Annotated in this window: 19 protein-coding genes and 1 pseudogene; 6 read left to right on the forward strand and 14 right to left on the reverse strand. The window is 71.8% G+C overall.

From position 1 onward, the window contains the following. Positions 1-5: 5 nt before the first annotated feature. From IF17_RS0103760 to IF17_RS0103775, 4 genes are read right to left on the reverse strand one after another with little or no spacing between them, the layout of a single operon-like run. Positions 6-1328: an NADH-quinone oxidoreductase subunit D gene (locus IF17_RS0103760; protein ID WP_030562080.1), complete on the reverse strand. Its 1323-nt coding sequence runs from the start codon at positions 1326-1328 to the stop codon at positions 6-8. After that, complete coding sequence (locus IF17_RS0103765; RefSeq protein WP_030562082.1) at positions 1328-2053, reverse strand: NADH-quinone oxidoreductase subunit C; 726 nt, start codon at positions 2051-2053, stop codon at positions 1328-1330. Before IF17_RS0103765 ends, IF17_RS0103760 begins: the two co-directional genes overlap by 1 nt. Beyond that, on the reverse strand, positions 2050-2604 hold the full coding sequence (locus tag IF17_RS0103770) for a NuoB/complex I 20 kDa subunit family protein (RefSeq protein ID WP_018490715.1): 555 nt from the start codon (positions 2602-2604) through the stop codon (positions 2050-2052). Before IF17_RS0103770 ends, IF17_RS0103765 begins: the two co-directional genes overlap by 4 nt. Positions 2605-2621: 17 nt before the next feature. Next, the gene (locus IF17_RS0103775) at positions 2622-2981 is read right to left on the reverse strand and encodes an NADH-quinone oxidoreductase subunit A (RefSeq protein ID WP_018490714.1); all 360 of its coding nucleotides are present in this window, start codon (positions 2979-2981) and stop codon (positions 2622-2624) included. A gap of 740 nt (positions 2982-3721) precedes the next feature. On the opposite strand from IF17_RS0103775, the gene IF17_RS0103780 reads away from it, so the two are divergent. Beyond that, positions 3722-4582, forward strand: coding sequence for a C40 family peptidase (locus IF17_RS0103780; RefSeq protein WP_030562084.1), 861 nt, complete (start codon positions 3722-3724; stop codon positions 4580-4582). Between the two features lie 109 nt (positions 4583-4691). Here the strand turns inward: IF17_RS0103780 and IF17_RS0103785 are convergent, their stop codons facing one another. The 4 genes from IF17_RS0103785 to IF17_RS0103800 all read right to left on the reverse strand — a co-directional run bounded on the left by IF17_RS0103785 (position 4692) and on the right by IF17_RS0103800 (position 8937). Next, positions 4692-5915 (reverse strand): esterase/lipase family protein, encoded by a 1224-nt coding sequence (locus IF17_RS0103785; protein ID WP_030562086.1) that lies wholly within the window; start codon positions 5913-5915, stop codon positions 4692-4694. Positions 5916-6208: 293 nt separating this feature from the next. After that, on the reverse strand, positions 6209-7384 hold the full coding sequence (locus tag IF17_RS0103790) for a Cmx/CmrA family chloramphenicol efflux MFS transporter (protein ID WP_030562088.1): 1176 nt from the start codon (positions 7382-7384) through the stop codon (positions 6209-6211). Between the two features lie 347 nt (positions 7385-7731). After that, on the reverse strand, positions 7732-7962 hold the full coding sequence (locus IF17_RS0103795; protein WP_030562089.1) for a hypothetical protein: 231 nt from the start codon (positions 7960-7962) through the stop codon (positions 7732-7734). A gap of 237 nt (positions 7963-8199) precedes the next feature. Then, positions 8200-8937, reverse strand: a complete 738-nt coding sequence (locus tag IF17_RS0103800; protein ID WP_030562091.1) for a metallophosphoesterase — start codon at positions 8935-8937, stop codon at positions 8200-8202. 142 nt (positions 8938-9079) lie between these two features. On the opposite strand from IF17_RS0103800, the gene IF17_RS0103805 reads away from it, so the two are divergent. Continuing rightward, complete coding sequence (locus IF17_RS0103805) at positions 9080-9673, forward strand: CGNR zinc finger domain-containing protein (RefSeq protein ID WP_209437744.1); 594 nt, start codon at positions 9080-9082, stop codon at positions 9671-9673. Positions 9674-9683: 10 nt separating this feature from the next. Here IF17_RS0103805 and IF17_RS0103810 read toward each other — a convergent pair whose 3' ends face one another. Next, positions 9684-10967: a geranylgeranyl reductase family protein gene (locus IF17_RS0103810; protein WP_018510697.1), complete on the reverse strand. Its 1284-nt coding sequence runs from the start codon at positions 10965-10967 to the stop codon at positions 9684-9686. Between the two features lie 97 nt (positions 10968-11064). Between IF17_RS0103810 and IF17_RS0103815 the strand changes: the two genes are divergently transcribed. Beyond that, positions 11065-11595, forward strand: coding sequence for a GNAT family N-acetyltransferase (locus IF17_RS0103815; protein ID WP_030562095.1), 531 nt, complete (start codon positions 11065-11067; stop codon positions 11593-11595). Between the two features lie 31 nt (positions 11596-11626). On the opposite strand, the gene IF17_RS0103820 is transcribed toward IF17_RS0103815, so the two are convergent. From IF17_RS0103820 to IF17_RS0103840, 5 genes are read right to left on the reverse strand one after another with little or no spacing between them, the layout of a single operon-like run. Continuing rightward, positions 11627-12319: a demethylmenaquinone methyltransferase gene (locus IF17_RS0103820; protein WP_030562097.1), complete on the reverse strand. Its 693-nt coding sequence runs from the start codon at positions 12317-12319 to the stop codon at positions 11627-11629. A gap of 30 nt (positions 12320-12349) precedes the next feature. Continuing rightward, on the reverse strand, positions 12350-13282 hold the full coding sequence (locus IF17_RS0103825) for a TauD/TfdA dioxygenase family protein (RefSeq protein ID WP_030562099.1): 933 nt from the start codon (positions 13280-13282) through the stop codon (positions 12350-12352). A 35-nt stretch (positions 13283-13317) separates the two neighbouring features. Then, positions 13318-14145 (reverse strand): ABC transporter ATP-binding protein, encoded by an 828-nt coding sequence (locus tag IF17_RS0103830; RefSeq protein WP_030562101.1) that lies wholly within the window; start codon positions 14143-14145, stop codon positions 13318-13320. Further along, positions 14129-15181: a taurine ABC transporter substrate-binding protein gene (locus IF17_RS0103835; RefSeq protein WP_030562103.1), complete on the reverse strand. Its 1053-nt coding sequence runs from the start codon at positions 15179-15181 to the stop codon at positions 14129-14131. The genes IF17_RS0103830 and IF17_RS0103835 overlap by 17 nt, the downstream gene beginning before the upstream one ends. Before the next feature lie 54 nt (positions 15182-15235). Next, positions 15236-16105: an ABC transporter permease gene (locus IF17_RS0103840; protein ID WP_030562105.1), complete on the reverse strand. Its 870-nt coding sequence runs from the start codon at positions 16103-16105 to the stop codon at positions 15236-15238. A gap of 428 nt (positions 16106-16533) precedes the next feature. On the opposite strand from IF17_RS0103840, the gene IF17_RS0103845 reads away from it, so the two are divergent. The 3 genes and pseudogenes from IF17_RS0103845 to IF17_RS01000000136125 all read left to right on the forward strand — a co-directional run. Then, positions 16534-17073: a SigE family RNA polymerase sigma factor gene (locus IF17_RS0103845; RefSeq protein WP_030562108.1), complete on the forward strand. Its 540-nt coding sequence runs from the start codon at positions 16534-16536 to the stop codon at positions 17071-17073. 9 nt (positions 17074-17082) lie between these two features. Beyond that, positions 17083-17574, forward strand: coding sequence for a hypothetical protein (locus tag IF17_RS1000000137040; RefSeq protein WP_051883860.1), 492 nt, complete (start codon positions 17083-17085; stop codon positions 17572-17574). Further along, positions 17571-17971, forward strand: a pseudogene (locus tag IF17_RS01000000136125) (DUF3152 domain-containing protein); the annotation flags it as partial. The gene IF17_RS1000000137040 and the pseudogene IF17_RS01000000136125, both read left to right, overlap by 4 nt.

The following is a 17971-nucleotide window of genomic DNA, read 5'->3' on the forward strand; positions in this document are numbered from 1 at the left end:
TGCGGTCACCGGTCGACGCCTCCCATCACGGGGTCGATGGACGCGACGGCGACGATCACGTCGGCGACCTGGCCGCCCTCGCACATCGCCGCCATGGCTTGCAGATTGGTGAAGGACGGGTCGCGGAAGTGGACCCGGTAGGGGCGGGTGCCGCCGTCGGAGACGACGTGGACGCCGAGTTCGCCCTTGGGGGACTCGACGGCGGTGTACGTCTGCCCGGCGGGGACCCGGAAGCCTTCGGTCACCAGCTTGAAGTGGTGGATCAGGGCTTCCATGGAGGTGCCCATGATGTTCCTGATGTGGTCGAGCGAGTTGCCGAGTCCGTCCGCGCCGAGGGCGAGCTGGGCGGGCCAGGCGATCTTCTTGTCCGCGACCATGACCGGGCCCGGCTCCAGGCGCTCCAGGCACTGCTCGATGATCCGGAGCGACTCGCGCATCTCGTCCATGCGGATCAGGAAGCGCCCGTAGGAGTCGCAGGTGTCGGTGGTCGGGACCTCGAAGTCGTAGGTCTCGTAGCCGCAGTAGGGGTCGCTCTTGCGCAGGTCGTGCGGGAGACCGGCGGAGCGCAGGACCGGGCCGGTGGCGCCGAGCGCCATGCAGCCGGTGAGGTCGAGGTAGCCGACGTCCTTCATGCGGGCCTTGAAGATGGGGTTGCCGGTGGCGAGCTTGTCGTACTCCGGCAGGTTCTTCTTCATCGTCCTGATGAACTCGCGCAGCGCGTCGACCGCGCCCGGGGGCAGGTCCTGGGCGAGGCCGCCGGGGCGGACGAACGCGTGGTTCATCCGGAGGCCGGTGATCAGCTCGAAGAGGTCGAGGACCAGTTCACGGTCGCGGAAGCCGTAGATCATGATCGTGGTCGCGCCCAGCTCCATACCGCCGGTGGCGATGCAGACCAGGTGCGAGGAGATCCGGTTGAGCTCCATCAGGAGCACGCGCAGGATGGTGGCCCGGTCGGGAATCTGGTCCTCGATGCCGAGGAGCTTCTCGACGCCCAGGCAGTACGCCGTCTCGTTGAAGAACGGCGTCAGGTAGTCCATGCGCGTGACGAAGGTGGTGCCCTGGGTCCAGTTGCGGAACTCGAGGTTCTTCTCGATCCCGGTGTGGAGGTAGCCGATGCCGCAGCGGGCCTCGGTGACGGTCTCGCCGTCGATCTCCAGGATCAGCCGCAGCACGCCGTGCGTGGACGGGTGCTGGGGACCCATGTTGACGATGATGCGTTCGTCGTCGGACTTGGCGGCGGATTCGACGACCTCGTCCCAGTCGCCGCCGGTGACTGTATATACAGTCCCCTCGGTCGTGGCACGGGGTGTTGCGTGGGGAGTGGTCATCAGGAGTACGACCTCCGCTGGTCCGGAGCCGGGATCTGGGCGCCCTTGTACTCGACGGCGATGCCGCCGAGCGGGTAGTCCTTGCGCTGCGGGAAGCCCTGCCAGTCGTCCGGCATCATGATCCGGGTCAGGGCCGGGTGCCCGTCGAAGATGAGGCCGAAGAAGTCGTACGCCTCGCGCTCGTGCCAGTCGTTGGTCGGATAGACCTCGACGAGGGACGGGATGTGCGGGTCGCTGTCCGGGGCGGAGACCTCCAGCCGGATGATCCGGCCGTGGGTGAGGGACCGCAGGTGGTAGACGGCGTGCAGCTCGCGTCCCTTGTCCCCGAGGAAGTGGACGCCGCTGACGCCCGTACAGAGCTCGAAGCGCAGGGCGGGGTCGTCGCGCAGGGTGCGGGCGACCTGGACCAGGTGCTCGCGGGCGATGTGGAAGGTGAGCTCGTCGCGGTCGACGACGGTGCGCTCGATGGCGTTCTCGGGGAGCAGGTCCTGCTCCTCCAGGGCCCCTTCGAGCTCGTCGGCCACCTCGTCGAACCACCCGCCGTACGGCCGGGACGAGGCCCCCGGCAGGGTGACGGTGCGGATGAGGCCGCCGTAGCCGGAGGTGTCGCCGCCGTTGTTGGCGCCGAACATTCCCTTGCGTACGCGGATGACCTCGCCGCCGGTGTCGCGCGGGGCGGGGACGGAGTTGCCGTTCTGCCCCTCGCCGTGGGTGTCGTCGCTCACCGCAGGAGCCCCTTCATCTCGATCAGGGGCAGCGCCTTGAGGGCCGCTTCCTCCGCCTCGCGGGCGGCTTCCTCCGCGTTGACCCCGAGCTTGCCGTCCTGGATCTTCTGGTGGAGCTTCAGGATGGCGTCCAGCAGCATCTCGGGACGCGGCGGGCATCCCGGCAAATAGATATCGACCGGGACAATGTGATCAACACCCTGCACAATGGCGTAATTGTTGAACATTCCGCCCGATGATGCGCAAACCCCCATGGAGATGACCCACTTGGGGTTCGGCATCTGGTCGTAGACCTGCCGCAGGACGGGCGCCATCTTCTGGCTCACCCGTCCCGCGACGATCATCAGGTCCGCCTGGCGCGGCGATCCGCGGAAGACCTCCATCCCGAACCGGGCCAGGTCGTAGCGGCCCGCGCCGGTCGTCATCATCTCGATGGCGCAGCAGGCGAGGCCGAACGTGGCCGGGAAGACGGAGGACTTCCGCACCCAGCCGGCGGCCTGTTCGACCGTGGTCAGCACAAAGCCGCTAGGCAGCTTCTCTTCGAGTCCCATGTGTGCCCCTCAGCCCCTCAGTCCCATTCCAGGCCGCCGCGACGCCAGACATACGCATAGGCGACGAAGACGGTGAGCACGAAGAGCAGCATCTCCACGAGCCCGAAGATCCCCAGGGCGTCGAAGGAGACCGCCCAGGGATAGAGGAAGACGATCTCGATGTCGAAGACGATGAAAAGCATCGCCGTCAGGTAGTACTTGATGGGGAAGCGGCCGCCTCCGGCCGGTGTCGGCGTGGGTTCGATACCGCACTCGTACGCTTCGAGCTTTGCCCGGTTGTAACGCCTGGGGCCGATAAGCGTGGCCATGACCACGGAGAAGATCGCAAACCCTGCCCCCAGGGCGCCGAGCACGAGGATGGGCGCGTAGGCATTCACGCTCCTCGCTCCTTCCAGTCGTCCTTGACCGTTGGACCGCATCGGGCGACCGGCTCGCCACCTCACCAAGATCGTGCACATGTGAGGCAGTTCACAAGCCCGACTGCCCCGCATCCTATGCCCGTCGCCCTGTGATCTGCGACACGGGGTACGCCACCGTCTTTGTGATCTCCACCACCTGACGAAGGATCATGAAGTCGTATGAGCGGTGATCTTCGTACGCGAAGCGGCGAAGTGATCACGAGACGTGACATTCAGCGGTGTTACCGCTGGTCAAAGACGTGCGGCGCTATCAATGGACAGCCATTACAAGCAAATTGGCAATGGGCGGCCACAGGGTGATAAGGGAGCCGCCCGCCCCGCACCCGCACGGGGGGCGGCGTCGACCGAAGAGGGTGCGTGCACGCGTTCACGAACTTCCCGGGCCCCCGCGCGAGCGACCCCTCGGTCGCGTGCGCGAGGGTCGCCTGTCGCCGGAACCCCACACTGTGACCTGCGCCACTCGGTCCGCCGCGCGGGAAAACCGGGCTTGGCCATCGGTGCGAACGGATGGTAAGCGGCGGGCAATTCGGGCGTATTACCGAAAGGCCGTGATCACGGCCCTGATCGCTCATGCCCGTTTTGCCCGTTACGGCGTCAATAAAGGCGCAGAGAAAGCGGATTCACAGATTCCGAACGTAACTGTGTCGCAACACACGTTTCTTGATGGGACCCCTACAGCCCTGATAGCGCTAGTACCCATGTCCCACACCGCTCACATACCCAGCCACCGGAAGCCCCGCCAGCGCGCCTCGAAGTCGGCGCTGCGAGCCGGAGTTGCCGGTGGCGTCCTCAGCACCATCGCGGTCGCGGGTGCCGCGGGTCCGGCCCAGGCCGAACCGGTGACCCAGACGATCGAGATGCCCACCATCACCTCCGGGCTCTCCACCGCCGTCGCCGCCTCCGCACAGGCCACGCAGCAGGTCGCCCTGGACCTGGAGACGCAGGCCCGCGAGGACGCCGCGGCCGAGAGCGCCGCGAAGAAGGCCAAGAAGGCCAAGGCCGAGGCCGTCCGTAAGGCCGAGGCCGAGAAGAAGGCCGAAGCCGCCGCCAAGGCCCGGGCCGAGGCGGAGGCGAAGGAGCGTGCCGAGCGCGCCTCCCGTACCGCCGAGCGCACGACGCTCAGCGCCCCCTCCAGCTCCTCCTCGGGCAACTCGGCCTCCGCGCCCGCCTCCTCGTCCGCCCCGTCCTCCTCGTCGAACGCCACGGGCTCCGCCGCCGCCATCGTCGCGTTCGCCAAGGCCCAGGTCGGCGACGCGTACGTGTCCGGCGGCACCGGCCCCAACGCGTGGGACTGCTCCGGCCTGGTCCAGGCCGCGTACCGCACGGTGGGCATCGACCTCCCGCGCGTCTCGCAGTCCCAGTCGACCGCCGGCACCCAGGTCTCGCTGGACAACCTCCAGCCCGGCGACATCCTGTACTGGGGCGGCGCGGGCAGCGCGTACCACGTCGCGATCTACGTGGGCGACGGCCAGTTCGTCGGCGCGCAGAACTCCAGCACCGGTACGGTGCAGCGCTCCATGGACTACGACCGGCCCTCCGGCGCGGTCCGCGTTCTCTGATTCACAAGCGGTCCGGAGGCACCGGATCGCGCACGGCTGAGGGCCGCCACTCCCCCGCTCGGGAGTGGCGGCCCTCGGCCGTGGTCGGGTCATCGCGCCGACGCGGTGGTCAGCGCTGCGGCAGCCGGTCCAGCAGCCAGGTGCACAGCTCCTCGGTGATGGCCGTGTGCCCGGTGGTCTCCGACGAACAGAAGAACTCGTCCACCTCGCCGTCCTCCGGGGACAGGCCGTCGACGTCCGCGTACAGGTCCTCCGGCCGGTCGAGGTCGCGGATCGCGACCGCGCTCACCGTCGGGACGAAGCAGACGTCCGGGTGGCGCAGGTCCACCGTCGCGCCGAACTTCTCCAGCGTGGTCGCCAGGATCCGGTACGAGCCGAGCGTGCCGCCCGGGGCGCCGTCGAGTGCCGGGAACCCGCTCGTCGTGATCGTCTTCCCGGCCTTCGGGAAGAGCCGCTTCAGCTCGGCGACGACGACCTCGTGCCCCTCGGCCTGGGTCAGAAGGGTCGTGCCCGGGTAAACCCGGTCGCCGGTGGACGCCAGCGCGGTCTGACCGGGCGGCACCTGCGGCCCCTGGCCGTCGCCCCGGCCGTTGGCCACGGCGATCGTGCGGGGCCGCTGCGGCCAGCCGCCGACCGCGCGCAGTGCCTCCAGGAACTTCTCGCGCTCCGGGTCGACCCCGACGGTGCCAGTCTCGCTGTCGTAGTGGCGCCACAGCATCTGGCGTGCGGCGGAACTGTTCATCTGCTTGGCGAAGTTGTTGGCGACCGGGATGAAGTGCGCGAAGGCCTGGAGCCCGATCGGGATCACGGCACCCCGGTGCGGGCTGTCGTAGGAGAAGTAGAGCGCGGTCTGGTGGTCGATCCGGTCGTGCTCCATCTTCGCCAGCGCGTAGCGGGTGACGATCCCGCCCATGCTGAAGCCGCCGACCACCAGGGGCTCGTCGCCCACCCGGGTGGCGATGGTGCGCAGGATCGCGGCGGTCGCGGTCCTCGCGTTGTCCAGGATCGAGGCGCCGCGGTCGTCGTAGCCGAGCAGGACGACGTCGTGGCCCCGCTCCTTCAGGGACCCGATGAGCGGGAAGCTCTCCTCCAGCCCGAGGTAGAGCGCGTCGAGATCGCTCCGGCCGTGGTTGAAGCCGTCGGCCAGGAGCACCGGCCGCACGAGGCCCCGGCGGCTGTCGGCGTAGTAGACCCGGGCGAAGCCGCCCGGCAGGTCCCACTCCTCGTCGGGGGTCGGGGCCGCGGCCCCGGCCGCCGCCGTGGCCTGCGGTGAACCCGCGAGCGTGAACGCGCCGACGGCCTGCTCCGCGCTCTCGTCCTGCTGTCCGGACACGGTGTCGCTCCTCCGTCCGCGCACAGGCCGCAGCGGCCCGACGGACACGGGCTCGGAGACTGCGGTGGGATGCGAGGACCCGCACATCATGGCGGCGGTCCGGGCGGTCACAGGCCCCCGCACCCCGCGGTGTCACCCCCTCGGGTGGAAAGCCGTGGCGGCATGTTTGACCTGCGGAAAGACATGTTTGGCCGGTCTCTTGCGGTACAGGGACGGCGGCCGGCCCGCCCCGTCCGGGCAGGGGCCGGAACACACCGTTCCCACCCCGTCGGGGACAGGGCGATTCGCGCCATTCACTCCGTCACCCGTACGCCGGACACCGCCACGGCCGCCCGCCGCGCCCCCGCGACGACCAGGGCCAGCCCCATCAGCGCGGCGCTCACCCAGACCGGCGCCCGGTGGCCGAGCCCCGCGTCGAGGGCCAGGCCGCCCGCCCACGGGCCCACCGCCGCCCCCAGGTTGAACGCGGCCGTGGCGGAGGCCCCGGCGAGCGTCGGGGCTCCGGCGGCCTGCCCGAGGAGCCGGGTGATCAGGGCCGTGCCCGTACCGAAGGCAAGCAGGCCCAGCAGCGGGATCAGGACGAGCACGGCGACCGGGCGGCCCGCGGTCAGGGCCAGGGCGCTCCAGCCGAGGGCCAGGGCGGCCATACCGTACGCGACGAGGGCCGTGGCCCGGCGGTCGGCGTACCGCCCCGCCACCGTGACGCCGAGGAACGCCCCCGCCCCGAAGAGCGCGAGCGCGGCGGGCACCCAGGCGGCGCCGAGGCCGGTCGTACGGGTGAGGAGCGGTTCCAGGTAGGAGAACGCGCAGAAGGTGGCGCCCTGGACCAGGGCCATCGTGAGCAGGGTGGGGCGCAGGCGGGGGCCGGTGAGGACGCGGAGTTCGTCCCGTACGGGCACGGGGGCGGCTTCCCCGTCACCCCGTACGCCGCCCGGAACGGACCGCAGGATCGCGGCGAACGCCGGCAGCGAGACCAGCGCGACGGCCCAGAACGCCGCCCGCCACCCCCACCGCTCCCCCAGCACCGCTCCGGCCGGTACGCCGACGACGCAGGCGATCGTCACCCCGCCGACCACCACGGCGGTGGCCCGCCCCTTCAGGTGGCCGGGAACCATCGAGACCGCCGCCGTCAGGGCGACCGCCCAGAACCCCGCGTTGGCGAGGGCCCCGACGAAGCGGGTGGCGAGGAGGACTCCGTAACTCGGGGTCAGCGCACCCACGATGTGGACGGCGACGAACACCGCGAGGAAGAACAGCAGGGCGCGCCGCCGGGGCCAGGTGCGGCCGGCCAGGGCCATGAGGGGCGCGCCGAGGACCATGCCGACGGCGAAGGCGGAGGTGAGGAGGCCGGCGGCGGCGAGGGAGACGCCGAGGTCGGCGGCGATGGACGAGACGAGCCCGGAGAGCATGAACTCGGAGGTGCCCTGGGCGAAGACCGCGAGGCCGAGGACGTGGACAGCGAAAGGCATGGGTGCAGACCCCTTGGACGGAACCGTCGGTGGACAGACGAACCGAGGTGCGGGGGATGCGGGCCGCGCGGGGCCGCCGGAGGACCGGCGGGGTGACGCGAGGGAGTGCCCGGGCCGGTCTCTCTCCGGCCTGGGGCACGAACCCGGCGTACGGCGGTGGGTCAGCGCGTACGCGGGGTGGGAACGGCCCGTCCCCGCGGTGATCCGGCGGGGGCGGTGCCGTGGCGAGAGCGGCCGGTGACCCGTGGGGTCATCCGGCGACGCTCAGCGGCAGTTCGCCCACCGGCGCACCGGTGGGCGGAGTCTGTCGGACTCGGGGCTCGACATGGGGCGAGGCTACCGGACGGTCAGCGGCGGCGCTGGCGGCGGTTCGCGGTTCGCTCCGGCTCACGCGCGGAGGTGGTGGGTGCGGGCAGCGCGTCGTACACGGCGTCCAGCTCCTCGTCGTCCTCGTCCGGGGATGTCAGGCCCGCGGCGAACTGCGGTTCCAGGAAGAGGCCGTGGTGCTGGGGCGGCGCGGTGTCCTCGGCGCCCGGTTCCGGGCGGGAGGAGTTCCGGGGCAGGGAGGCGGTCGTCATGGCTGTCTGTCCTTGGGTCGAGCAGCGCTGTATCGGCTTGTCCCGTACCCCGTCGGCGTGCGTTCGATGTTCGCGTGGGGCGGAGAAGAGCGTCGTACGCGCCGCGTGCCGCAGCTCAGGGCGAGGGCGGGCACCAGCCGGTCCGGGACTGCCGATGACCGGGGGTGGCGCGCAAATCATCGCACACGATCACGTGGAGGGTCGGGGATTATGCCCTGGCCCGGTCCGGGCCGCGGCTCAGAGCACCACGCGGAAGTGCGTCGTCAGGCGCCGGTCCTCGCCCAGGACGTGGAACGCGAGGCCCGGAGGCTGGTCGCGGTCGGCCGGCCGGTCCCCCTCCCAGGGCATGCGCAGGGTCCACGTCACGGCGGGCCCGACGATGAGCGGGTGGCCGGCGAAGGTGGAGGCGGCGGCGGTGTGGGCGTGGCCGGTGAGGACGGCGACGACCCGCGGGTGGGCGTCCAGGAGGGCGGCGAGGCGCTCCGGCTCCTCCAGCCGCCCGGCGTCGGGCAGCGGGTGGTGGAGCTCGACGGGCGGCTGGTGGAAGGCGATCAGCGCGGGGACGCCGTCCGGGAGCGCGCCGAGGGTGGAGTCGATCCAGGCGAGGGTCTCGGTGTCGAGGCGGCCCTCGTCGCGGCCGGGGATGGTGGAGTCGCACATCAGGATCGCGGTTCCGGCGATGTGGTGGACCCGGTTGACGGGCGTGGCGGCCGGGGGCTCGCCGAGGAACGCCTTGCGGTAGGCGGGGCGGGCGTCGTGGTTGCCGGGGCAGGCCAGGACGGGGAAGGGGGCGGTCAGGATGCGGGCCGCCTCCTCGTACTCCGCCTCCGCCGCGTGGTCGGCGATGTCTCCGGTGACCAGCAGGGCGTCGACCGGGCGGGGCAGGGCCCGCAGGTACTCCATGACGCGGGTCGCCCTGCGCGTCGCGCGTTCACTGCCGTCCAGGTGCAGATCGCTGATCTGAGCGAGCAACATGTCGGAACGCCCCCCGTGCCTAATGCTATCGATTCACTTTGCCGTTAGGACTCTAAAGTGGGGAGCGGACAGAGTTCAAGAGGCCGTCGACGACCAGTCGGGGGCGGCGAAGGGGGGCGAGGCGGTGGCACAGCGGCCTGTCATGGAACTGGCGAGCACCATCCACCACGACGGGGACGGTGGCGTCGCCGACGACCTGGAGACGGTCCGGGGGACGACGCGGTGGATCCAGCAGCAGACCGGGCTACCGGGCACCGGGGAGCTCGTCGCCGACGAGGAGCTCCGGGACCGGATCGTCGGCGTACGGCGGGCCGTGCGGGCCCTGTTCGCACGGGTGGTCAGCCCGGCCCCGCCCAGCCCGGCGGACGCCCACCGCCTGATGCCGGCCGACGAGGCCCTGGCCCGCCTCAATGCGGCCGCCGCCCGGGAGCTGGTCGCCCCGCAGCTGGAGTGGCCCGCCGAAGGGGCCCCCGCGGCCCGGCTGTTGTCGGCCGAGGACGACCCGCGCGTACGGCTGGTCGCGGCGCTGGCGCGCGATGCCGTGGACTTCCTGAGCGGGCCGGAGCGCGAACAGCTGCGGGCCTGCCACGCGCCGCGCTGCGTCCGGTACTTCATCAGGAGCCACGGCCGCCAGGAGTGGTGCAGGCCGTCCTGCGGCAACCGGGCCCGGGTGGCCCGCCACTACGAGCGCACGCGGGGGTCGGCGACGGGCGAGGGGCCCGCCGCCGCGCTGTGAGCCGTGGGTCTCAGGCCTTCGGGGCCACCTTCGACAGCCCGTTGATGATGCGGTCCATCGCGTCGCCGCCCTGCGGGTCGGTCAGGTTGGCGAGCATCTTGAGGGTGAACTTCATCAGCAGCGGGTGGGTCAGGCCGCGTTGCGTGGCGACCTTCATGACCTTCGGGTTGCCGATCAGCTTCACGAAGGCGCGGCCCATCGTGTAGTAGCCGCCGTAGGTCTCCTTGAGCACCTTCGGGTAGTTGTTCAGGGCCAGTTCGCGCTGGGCGGGGGTGGCGCGGGCGTGGGCCTGGACGATGACGTCGGCCGCGATCTGGCCCGACTCCATGGCGTACGCGATGCCTTCGCCGTTGAACGGGTTGACCATGCCGCCCGCGTCGCCGACGAGCAGGAGGCCCTTGGTGTAGTGCGGCTGGCGGTTGAAGGCCATGGGGAGGGCGGCGCCCCGGATGGGCATCGTCATGTTCTCCGGGGTGTAGCCCCACTCCTCGGGCATCGAGGCGCACCAGGCCTTGAGCACCTCGCGCCAGTCCAGCTCCTTGAAGGCGGAGGAGGAGTTGAGGATGCCGAGGCCCACGTTGGAGGTGCCGTCGCCCATGCCGAAGATCCAGCCGTACCCGGGCAGCAGGCGGTCCTCGGCGCCGCGGCGGTCCCACAGCTCCAGCCAGGACTCCAGGTAGTCGTCGTCGTGGCGGGGCGAGGTGAAGTACGTACGGACGGCGACGCCCATCGGGCGGTCCTCGCGGCGGTGCAGACCCATCGCCAGGGAGAGCCGGGTGGAGTTGCCGTCGGCGGCGACCACGAGCGGGGCGTGGAAGGTGAGCGGGGTCTTCTCCTCGCCGACCCTCGCCTCGACGCCGGTGATGCGGCCGGTGCGCTCGTCGCGGATCGGGGCGCCCACGTTGCAGCGCTCGTACAGCCGGGCGCCGGCCTTCTGCGCCTGCCGGGCGAGCTGCTCGTCGAAGTCGTCGCGCTTGCGGACCAGTCCGTAGTCCGGGTAGGAGGCGAGATCCGGCCAGTCCAGCTGGAGCCGGACGCCGCCGCCGATGATGCGCAGGCCCTTGTTGCGGAGCCAGCCGGCCTCCTCGGAGATGTCGATCCCCATGGAGACGAGCTGTTTCGTGGCGCGCGGCGTGAGGCCGTCGCCGCAGACCTTCTCGCGGGGGAACGCCGTCTTTTCCAGCAGCAGGACGTCGAGTCCGGCCTTGGCGAGGTAGTACGCGGTCGTGGAGCCGGCTGGGCCCGCTCCGACGACGATCACGTCCGCGCTGTGCTCGGAGAGGGGCTCGGTCACGGTCGGATCTCCCGAAGACTCGAATTCGCGTGCCGCGCGGCACATGTCCCGTGCAGTCTATGGGGGCCTGCTGAACAACCCTCCGAAGGGCTCCCTCATGTCGATAGCACCTGTTCCGCCCACCGCCCCGGCCCCCGCGGTACGTCTGCGCGTCCCGACCGACGAGGACGCGCTCTTCTGGCACCGGATCTTCGACGACCCCGAGGTGATGGAGTTCTTCGGCGGCCGGAGAGCGGACTTCTCCGTGTACGAGGAACTCACCGCCCGTCAGCGCCGCCATGACGCGGAGCTCGGCTACTGCCTGTGGACCGTCACCGACGAGGACGGCACCGTGCTCGGCTTCACCGGGGCGCAGCCGTGGCCGCACACCCACTACGGGCCGGTCGGCGCCATCGAGATCGGCTGGCGGCTGGGGCGCTCGGCGTGGGGGCGCGGGTACGCCACCGCCGCCGCCCGCACCACGCTGGAGCGGCTGCGGGCGGCCGGGGTGCCGGACGTCGTCGCGATGATCGACTCCCGTAACGCCCGGTCCATCGCGGTGGCGGAACGGCTCGGGATGCGGCTCGCGGAGACCTTCACCACCCCGCGCCCCGGACAGGAGGCGCGCTGCTACCGGCTGGAGCTCTGAGGCCTCGTACGTCTGAGGCCTCGTACGAAGGTCAGGCGCGGGTGGCCCGGTGCAGGGCCACCACACCGCCGGTGAGGTTGCGCCACGCCACCTTCGACCAGCCCGCCTTCTGAAGGAGTGCGGCGAGGCCGGGCTGGTCGGGCCAGGCGCGGATGGACTCGGCGAGATAGACGTACGCGTCCGGGTTGGAGGAGACCGCCCGGGCGGTGGGCGGCAGCGCGCGCATCAGGTACTCGGTGTAGACCGTGCGGAACGGGGCCCAGGTCGGCTGCGAGAACTCGCAGATCACGACCTTGCCGCCCGGCTTCGTCACCCGGTACAGCTCGCGCAGCGCGGTCTCGGTGTCGTGGATGTTGCGCAGCCCGAAGGAGATCGTGACGGTGTCGAAGACCTCGTCCTTGAACGGCAGCCTCATCCCGTCACCGGCCGTGAACGGCATCCACGGGTGGCGCCGCTTGCCGACCTCCAGCATGCCGAGCGAGAAGTCGCACGGCACGACGTAGGCGCCGGCCTGGGCGAAGGGCTGCGAGGAGGTCGCGGTGCCCGCCGCCAGGTCGAGGATCTTCTGCGCGGGGCGGGCGTCGACCGCCGCCGCGACCGCCTTGCGCCACTGCCGGGCCTGGCCCAGCGAGATCACGTCGTTGGTCAGGTCGTAGTTGGCCGCCACACCGTCGAACATCGAGGCGACTTCGTGCGGCTGCTTGTCCAGGGAGGCTCGGGTCACCCGTCCATTCAAGCAGCCCGCCCGTACGGATCAGTGGGGGCGGTCCCCCGCGATCGCGACCCGCTCGGCGACCCGGCGGTGCGGGGCGTAGTCGTTGACGGCGTAGTGCTGGGTGGCCCGGTTGTCCCAGAACGCGACATCGCCCGCCCGCCAGCTGTACCGGACCTGGAACTCCGGCGCGTGCGCCTGCTGGAACAGCAACCGCAGCAGCCGGTCGCTCTCCTCCTGCGCGAACCCGACGATCCGGGTCGTGAACGAGGCGTTGACGAAGATCGTCCGGCGGCCGGTGACCGGGTGGCGCCGCACCACCGGGTGCTCGACCGGCGGGAACCGGTCCTGGTGCGGAGCCAGCCGCTCCGGCGGGTAGAAGCGCGAGAACCCGGGGATGAAGTCGTGCACCGCCCGCGCCCCGTCGATGCGCTCCTTCACCTCCTCGGGCAGGTTGTCGTACGCCGCCGCCATGTCCGCCCACATCGTGTCCCCGCCCACCGGCGGCACCTCGCGCAGCTGGAGGACCGCGCCGAGCGCCGGGCGCTCGCGGAAGGTGACGTCGGCGTGCCAGACGTTCTCGAAGGTGGGGACGGCCGAGCGGTCCAGGCGGGCCACCTCCGGGTCGTCGCCGGTCGCGAGCAGCGGGTTGGTCTCCAGCTCGCCCCAGTGCCCGGCGAACGCGCGCTGCTGGAGCGAGGTGAGGTGCTGCTCCCGGAAGAACAGCACCTTCCACTCCAGCAGCGCCCGGTCCAGCTCGGCCCGCAGCGCGGGACCGAGCGGCCGGGACAGGTCGACGCCGTGGATCTCGGCGCCGATCACCCGGCCGCGCGGCACCAGCTCGAAGAGCTCGTACGGCCGGTCCGTCCACCCTTCCGGGACCCGGCGCAGCTCGCGCGGGCCCTCGTACAGCCCGTCGGCGGGGATGCGGTGGTCGCGCAGGGCGGGGGCGGTGTGCGGGGTGGTGAGGGTCATGGTTCTACCTCGCTTCTCGGTCGTACGGGAGGGGCTCAGCGGGCCGCGTCGCGTACCGCCGTACCGATCTCGGCACGCAGCGCGGCGTACTCCGGCAGCCCGCGCAGCTCGTCGGGGCCCGTGCCGGTGCGCGGCAGCCCGATCGGGATGTCCAGGGCCACCCGGCCCGGCCGGGCGCTGAGCACGACCGTGCGGGTGCCGAGGAAGACCGCCTCGTCCACGCTGTGGGTGACGAAGACCGACGTGGTCCCCGTCTCGGCGGAGACCGTGCGCAGGTCCTCCTGGAGCCGCTCCCGGGTCAGCGCGTCGAGCGCGGCGAACGGTTCGTCGAGCAGCAGCAGCCGCTTGCCGCCCGCCAGCGCGCGGGCGATGGCCACCCGCTGCTGCTGGCCGCCGGAGATCTGCCAGATGCGGCGGCCCGCGGTGTCCGCGAGGCCGACGCGCTCCAGCAACTCGGCGGTCCGCTCGGCCCGTTCGGGCCGGGGCACGCCCGCGTACTTCAGCGCCAGGCCGACGTTGTCGCCGACCGTGCGCCACGGGAAGAGGCGGGGCTGCTGGAAGACGATGCCCGCCTGGTTGCCGGGCTCGGGGCGCTCGCCGAACACCTCGACCTCGCCGGACGAGGCCCGCTCGAAGCCCGCGATGAGGCGGAGCAGGGTGCTCTTGCCGCAGCCGGAGGGCCCGACGAGGACCAGGAACTCCCCGGCCGGGATCTCCAGGGAGACCGGGCCCAGAGCCGTCACGCTCTCGGCGCCCCGGCCTCGCCCTCCGTAGGTGTGCTCGACGTCGCGTACGGAGACGACGGGGCCGCCCTTACGTTGCTCCGGCACGGGGGCCTTCGCGGTGTCAGGGAGAGACGGCATCGGTGAGCCCCTCCACGTAGATGGACTTCCGCAGCTTGTCGAGGCCGGGCGCGGAGTCGATCTGCTTCTGGTCGACGAGGAACTGCGCCGCGCTGTGCAGGTTGTCCGCGAGACCGCCGACCTTGCCGGGGGCCCCGAGCCACTTGGCGTCGGCCTGCTCGGCCGGCTTGAGGAAGATGCCCTGCTTGAGCTGGGCGCCGGCCTCGGCCGGGCTGATCCCGAGCTGCTTGCCGACGGCTGCGGAGGCCGCGTCGGGGTCGTCGTGGATCAGGTCGAGCGCCTGGGCCTGCGCCTTGCGCCAGGCGGGCAGCACGTCGGGGTGGGCCTTGAGGAAGCTGGTGGAGGCCACCCCGAGGTCGAGGGTGGGCTTGCCGGCTGCGGCGAGTTCGCGGCTGGAGACGAGGACCTTGCCGGTCTTCTTCAGCTCCTCCAGGGTCGGCAGCCAGACGTACGTGGCGTCGATGTCGCCGCGCGTCCAGGCGGCCAGGATGTCCTGCGGTTCCAGGTCGAGGAGCTGGACCTTCGAGGCGTCCACCCCGGCCTGGTCGAGGGCGGCGAGCAGGCTGTAGTGCGAGGTGGAGCTGAACGGGGTGGCGACCTTCTTGCCCTCAAGGTCCTTCACGGAGGAGACCTTGGAGCCGTTACGGGCGACCAGCGCCTCGTTCTCCCCTGCCACGTCCAGCACCCAGGTGACCTGGTACGGGATGTTCAGCGGCTCGGAGAGACCCCGGGCGACCGGGCTGGAGCCGATGGCCGCGAGGTCCACGGAACCGGCCACGAACGCGGTGTTGATGCTGGCGCCCGAGTCGAACTTGGTCCACTTGATCTTGTAGCCGGGGAGCGCCTTCTCCAGCCAGCCCTTCTCCTTGACGATCAGGTCGCCGCTGGGAAAGGCCTGGTAGGCGATGCGTATCGTCTTGTCGCCGTCCTTGCCCCCGTCGCCGGAACCGCCCTCACCGCAGGCCGTCACCACCAGCAGGGCTCCGAGAGCGGCGGCGATCGAGGAGAGGCGGAGCCAACCGCGTGTTCCGGCCATGTGTGTTTCCTTCGTACGGAGGTGGATGCGAACAGGGGGTGGTGGAGGTGCGGTCTACGCGTGGCGTCGCCACGGGGCGAGCCGGTCCGACAGCACCCGCAGCCCGGCGTCGATGAGCAGGCCGGAGATGCCGATGGCGAAGAGGCCGAGGACGACGGTGTCCGACTGGTTGTAGCGCTGGGCGTCCCGGATCAGGCCGCCGATGCCCGGCAGCCCGTTGACCGTCTCGGCGGCGACCACCGAGGAGTACGCGATGCCGAAGGCGAGGCGGACGCCGACGAGGATCTCGGGCAGCGCGGAGGGCAGCACGACCGACGTGACGACCTGCCCGCGCCTGGCCCCGATCGCCCGGGCCGCCTCGACCAGGGCGGTCGGGGCGGACGCCACGGCGGAGGCGGTGGCCACGGCGACCGGCGGCATCGCGGCGATGGCGAGCAGCCAGAGCTTGGGCGCCTCGTCGATGCCGAACCAGATGATCAGCAGGCTGAAGTAGGCGAGCGGCGGCAGGGTGCGCAGGAAGGCCACGGCGGGCTCCAGCACCACCCGTACCCACGGCAGCGTCCCCATGAGGACGCCGACGACGAGTCCCGCGACGACGCCCGCACCGGCCCCGATGAAGATGCGGCGCAGGCTGATGCCGAGGTGCTCGATCAGGGTGTGGCCCTGGTAGCCGCGCACCCCGTCGTGCGTACCGGAGGTCTCCAGCAGCGCCCGCCATACGGCGGCGGGCGAGGGGACCAGCACCGGTGACCAGAGCTGGAGCACGATCACCAGCTGCCAGAGCGCGAGGAGGGCGGCGAGGGCGACGAGGCGGAGCCCGACGCGGCGCCGGCGCGCACCGCGCTCCGGCCGGCGGCCGGCGGGCACGGGGGCAGGGGCGGCGGCGTCGGCGACCCGTTTCCGTACGGAAGTGGGCGTGGTCATGGAGGGCTCCGGGGACAGGGGCAGGGCAGGCCACCGGGCTTGATGACAAGCCGGGAGCGGACGACCGCCGGGAGGCAAGCAGGGTGGGCCCGCCGAGAGTCGGCCGACGGGTGTGCACACGGGGAGAGCGAGCGCGAAGACGTCAGCGCGTCAACGTGTCAGGGCATCACTGAGGATGCCGCGGCAGGGCTTCAACAACAGGAAGCGCTGGAAACGCGGCAGAGATCGATGTGGAGGCACTCCACCAGAAAACGATCGACTGTCACGGCAGTTGTTCTAGCACAGGCGCTCCGCGGGACACCAGATTCGTACCGAGGAATGAGACGTTCCGTCCCGCCGTCCGGTCTCCGCAACTGATCACCTTCCGCCTTCAACCTTTTCGGCACCCGCGAACTCTGTAAGGGGTGGAACGAGGAGAGGGAGGGCGGATGGCGGCAGGGGCGGAGCCCGAGGGGGCGGCGGACGGCGGGAGCGTCGCCGCGTTCGAGGCGTACGCGCGGGACGGCCAGCGGCGGCTGTACCGGACGGCCTACCTGCTCTGCGGGAACGTGGAGGGGGCCAAGGACCTGACGCAGACGACCCTGGCCAAGCTGTTCCAGCACTGGCGCCGGGCGAGCCGGGCGGACAACCTCGACGCCTACGCCAAGACCGTCCTGGTCCGTACGTATGTGGCGGAACGGCGGCGTTCCGTACGGGACTTGCTCGCGCACCGGTCCAACCCTCCCCGCCCGCAGGCCGATCCGGCGTCGGGTGTCGACCTCCGCGTCACGCTGCTCGCCCTGCTCGACGAACTCCCGCCCCGGGCACGGGCGATGGTCGTCCTGCGGTACTGGGACGATCTGAGCGTGGAGTCGGTGGCCTCGTTGCTGCGGTGCAGCGAGTCCACGGTGAAGAGCCAGTGTTCGCGTTCACTCGTCCGGCTGCGCGCCCGCATGGGCGATGCCCGGCTCTACTCCACCGGAAGCTGAGGGCCGGTCATGACCCCTGAATCCCGCGCCGGTTCACCCGAGGAAGAGATCTTCCGGGACGCGCTCCACCGGACCGCCGACGCCCTGCCCCCGCTGCCCGACCTGGTGCCCGACGCCGTACGGGAAGGGGAGCGGCGACGGGTCCGGAGCCGGGGGCTCGCGGTGGCGGGCACCTTCGTCGCGGTGACCGCCGTGACGCTGGGCCTCGCCCTGCTGGGACCCTTGTTGCGGCAGACACCCGACACCGAACCCGCCGCCCCTGCCCCGGGCCCTTCCATCACCCGGCCCACGCCCGCCCCCTCCCCCGACCCGACGGAGCCCGTAACCGGCATGCCGATACCCGCCACCCCGCCCACGCCGACACCGACCGCCCCTCTCTGGTCCCCGCCCCCGGCCGCTCCCTGGCCCACCTCGCCCGCCGCGCCTCCGGCCACGCCCGACCCGGCCCGGTCCGCCACCGAGCCGTTCGCTCCGTCGCCGCATCCCGGGGCGACCTCATGACGGGCCGTCGTGGCCTCGGCACGCTGCCGCGCGACGAACCGGCCCGCGACACCGAGACGTTCCGGCTGCGCGCCCTCCCCGGGGACCGCCCAGGGGCATCAGGCGGTCCGGGCCGCGCACCGCGAGGCCGCGCCCGGTCCCGTGAGCGCTCCCGTGAGCGGCGAAGACGCCGGAACCGGCGCCGGACGGCGGGCCTGGCCGTGCTCGTCCTGGCGGCCGTGGCCCTGGTGGCCCTCCTCGTCGACCGGCCCTGGCAGAACGGGGACCCGTCCGTCACCGCCGACGCGGGGCCCACGACCGGGACCGGTGACGACGACGCCGAGACCCCCGTCGCCCCGGCCCCGCCGCCCCCGCCCCCCTCCGCCGCACCGCCCTCCCCCACCCCCACCCCCACGCC

Source organism: Streptomyces cyaneofuscatus, assembly GCF_000718135.1.
GTDB lineage: Bacteria > Actinomycetota > Actinomycetes > Streptomycetales > Streptomycetaceae > Streptomyces > Streptomyces cyaneofuscatus.

What these genes read in the sequence shown, in the direction of transcription:
- IF17_RS0103770 (WP_018490715.1), bottom strand. Translation starts at nt 2,604, where the DNA reads ATGGGACTCGAAGAGAAGCTGCCTAGCGGCTTTGTGCTGACCACGGTC.
- IF17_RS0103805 (WP_209437744.1), top strand. Translation starts at nt 9,080, where the DNA reads ATGGAACTGGCGAGCACCATCCACCACGACGGGGACGGTGGCGTCGCC.
- IF17_RS0103800 (WP_030562091.1), bottom strand. Translation starts at nt 8,937, where the DNA reads ATGTTGCTCGCTCAGATCAGCGATCTGCACCTGGACGGCAGTGAACGC.
- IF17_RS0103780 (WP_030562084.1), top strand. Translation starts at nt 3,722, where the DNA reads ATGTCCCACACCGCTCACATACCCAGCCACCGGAAGCCCCGCCAGCGC.
- IF17_RS0103840 (WP_030562105.1), bottom strand. Translation starts at nt 16,105, where the DNA reads ATGACCACGCCCACTTCCGTACGGAAACGGGTCGCCGACGCCGCCGCC.
- IF17_RS0103845 (WP_030562108.1), top strand. Translation starts at nt 16,534, where the DNA reads ATGGCGGCAGGGGCGGAGCCCGAGGGGGCGGCGGACGGCGGGAGCGTC.
- IF17_RS0103815 (WP_030562095.1), top strand. Translation starts at nt 11,065, where the DNA reads ATGTCGATAGCACCTGTTCCGCCCACCGCCCCGGCCCCCGCGGTACGT.
- IF17_RS1000000137040 (WP_051883860.1), top strand. Translation starts at nt 17,083, where the DNA reads ATGACCCCTGAATCCCGCGCCGGTTCACCCGAGGAAGAGATCTTCCGG.
- IF17_RS0103760 (WP_030562080.1), bottom strand. Translation starts at nt 1,328, where the DNA reads ATGACCACTCCCCACGCAACACCCCGTGCCACGACCGAGGGGACTGTA.
- IF17_RS0103835 (WP_030562103.1), bottom strand. Translation starts at nt 15,181, where the DNA reads ATGGCCGGAACACGCGGTTGGCTCCGCCTCTCCTCGATCGCCGCCGCT.
- IF17_RS0103825 (WP_030562099.1), bottom strand. Translation starts at nt 13,282, where the DNA reads ATGACCCTCACCACCCCGCACACCGCCCCCGCCCTGCGCGACCACCGC.
- IF17_RS0103795 (WP_030562089.1), bottom strand. Translation starts at nt 7,962, where the DNA reads ATGACGACCGCCTCCCTGCCCCGGAACTCCTCCCGCCCGGAACCGGGC.
- IF17_RS0103830 (WP_030562101.1), bottom strand. Translation starts at nt 14,145, where the DNA reads ATGCCGTCTCTCCCTGACACCGCGAAGGCCCCCGTGCCGGAGCAACGT.
- IF17_RS0103790 (WP_030562088.1), bottom strand. Translation starts at nt 7,384, where the DNA reads ATGCCTTTCGCTGTCCACGTCCTCGGCCTCGCGGTCTTCGCCCAGGGC.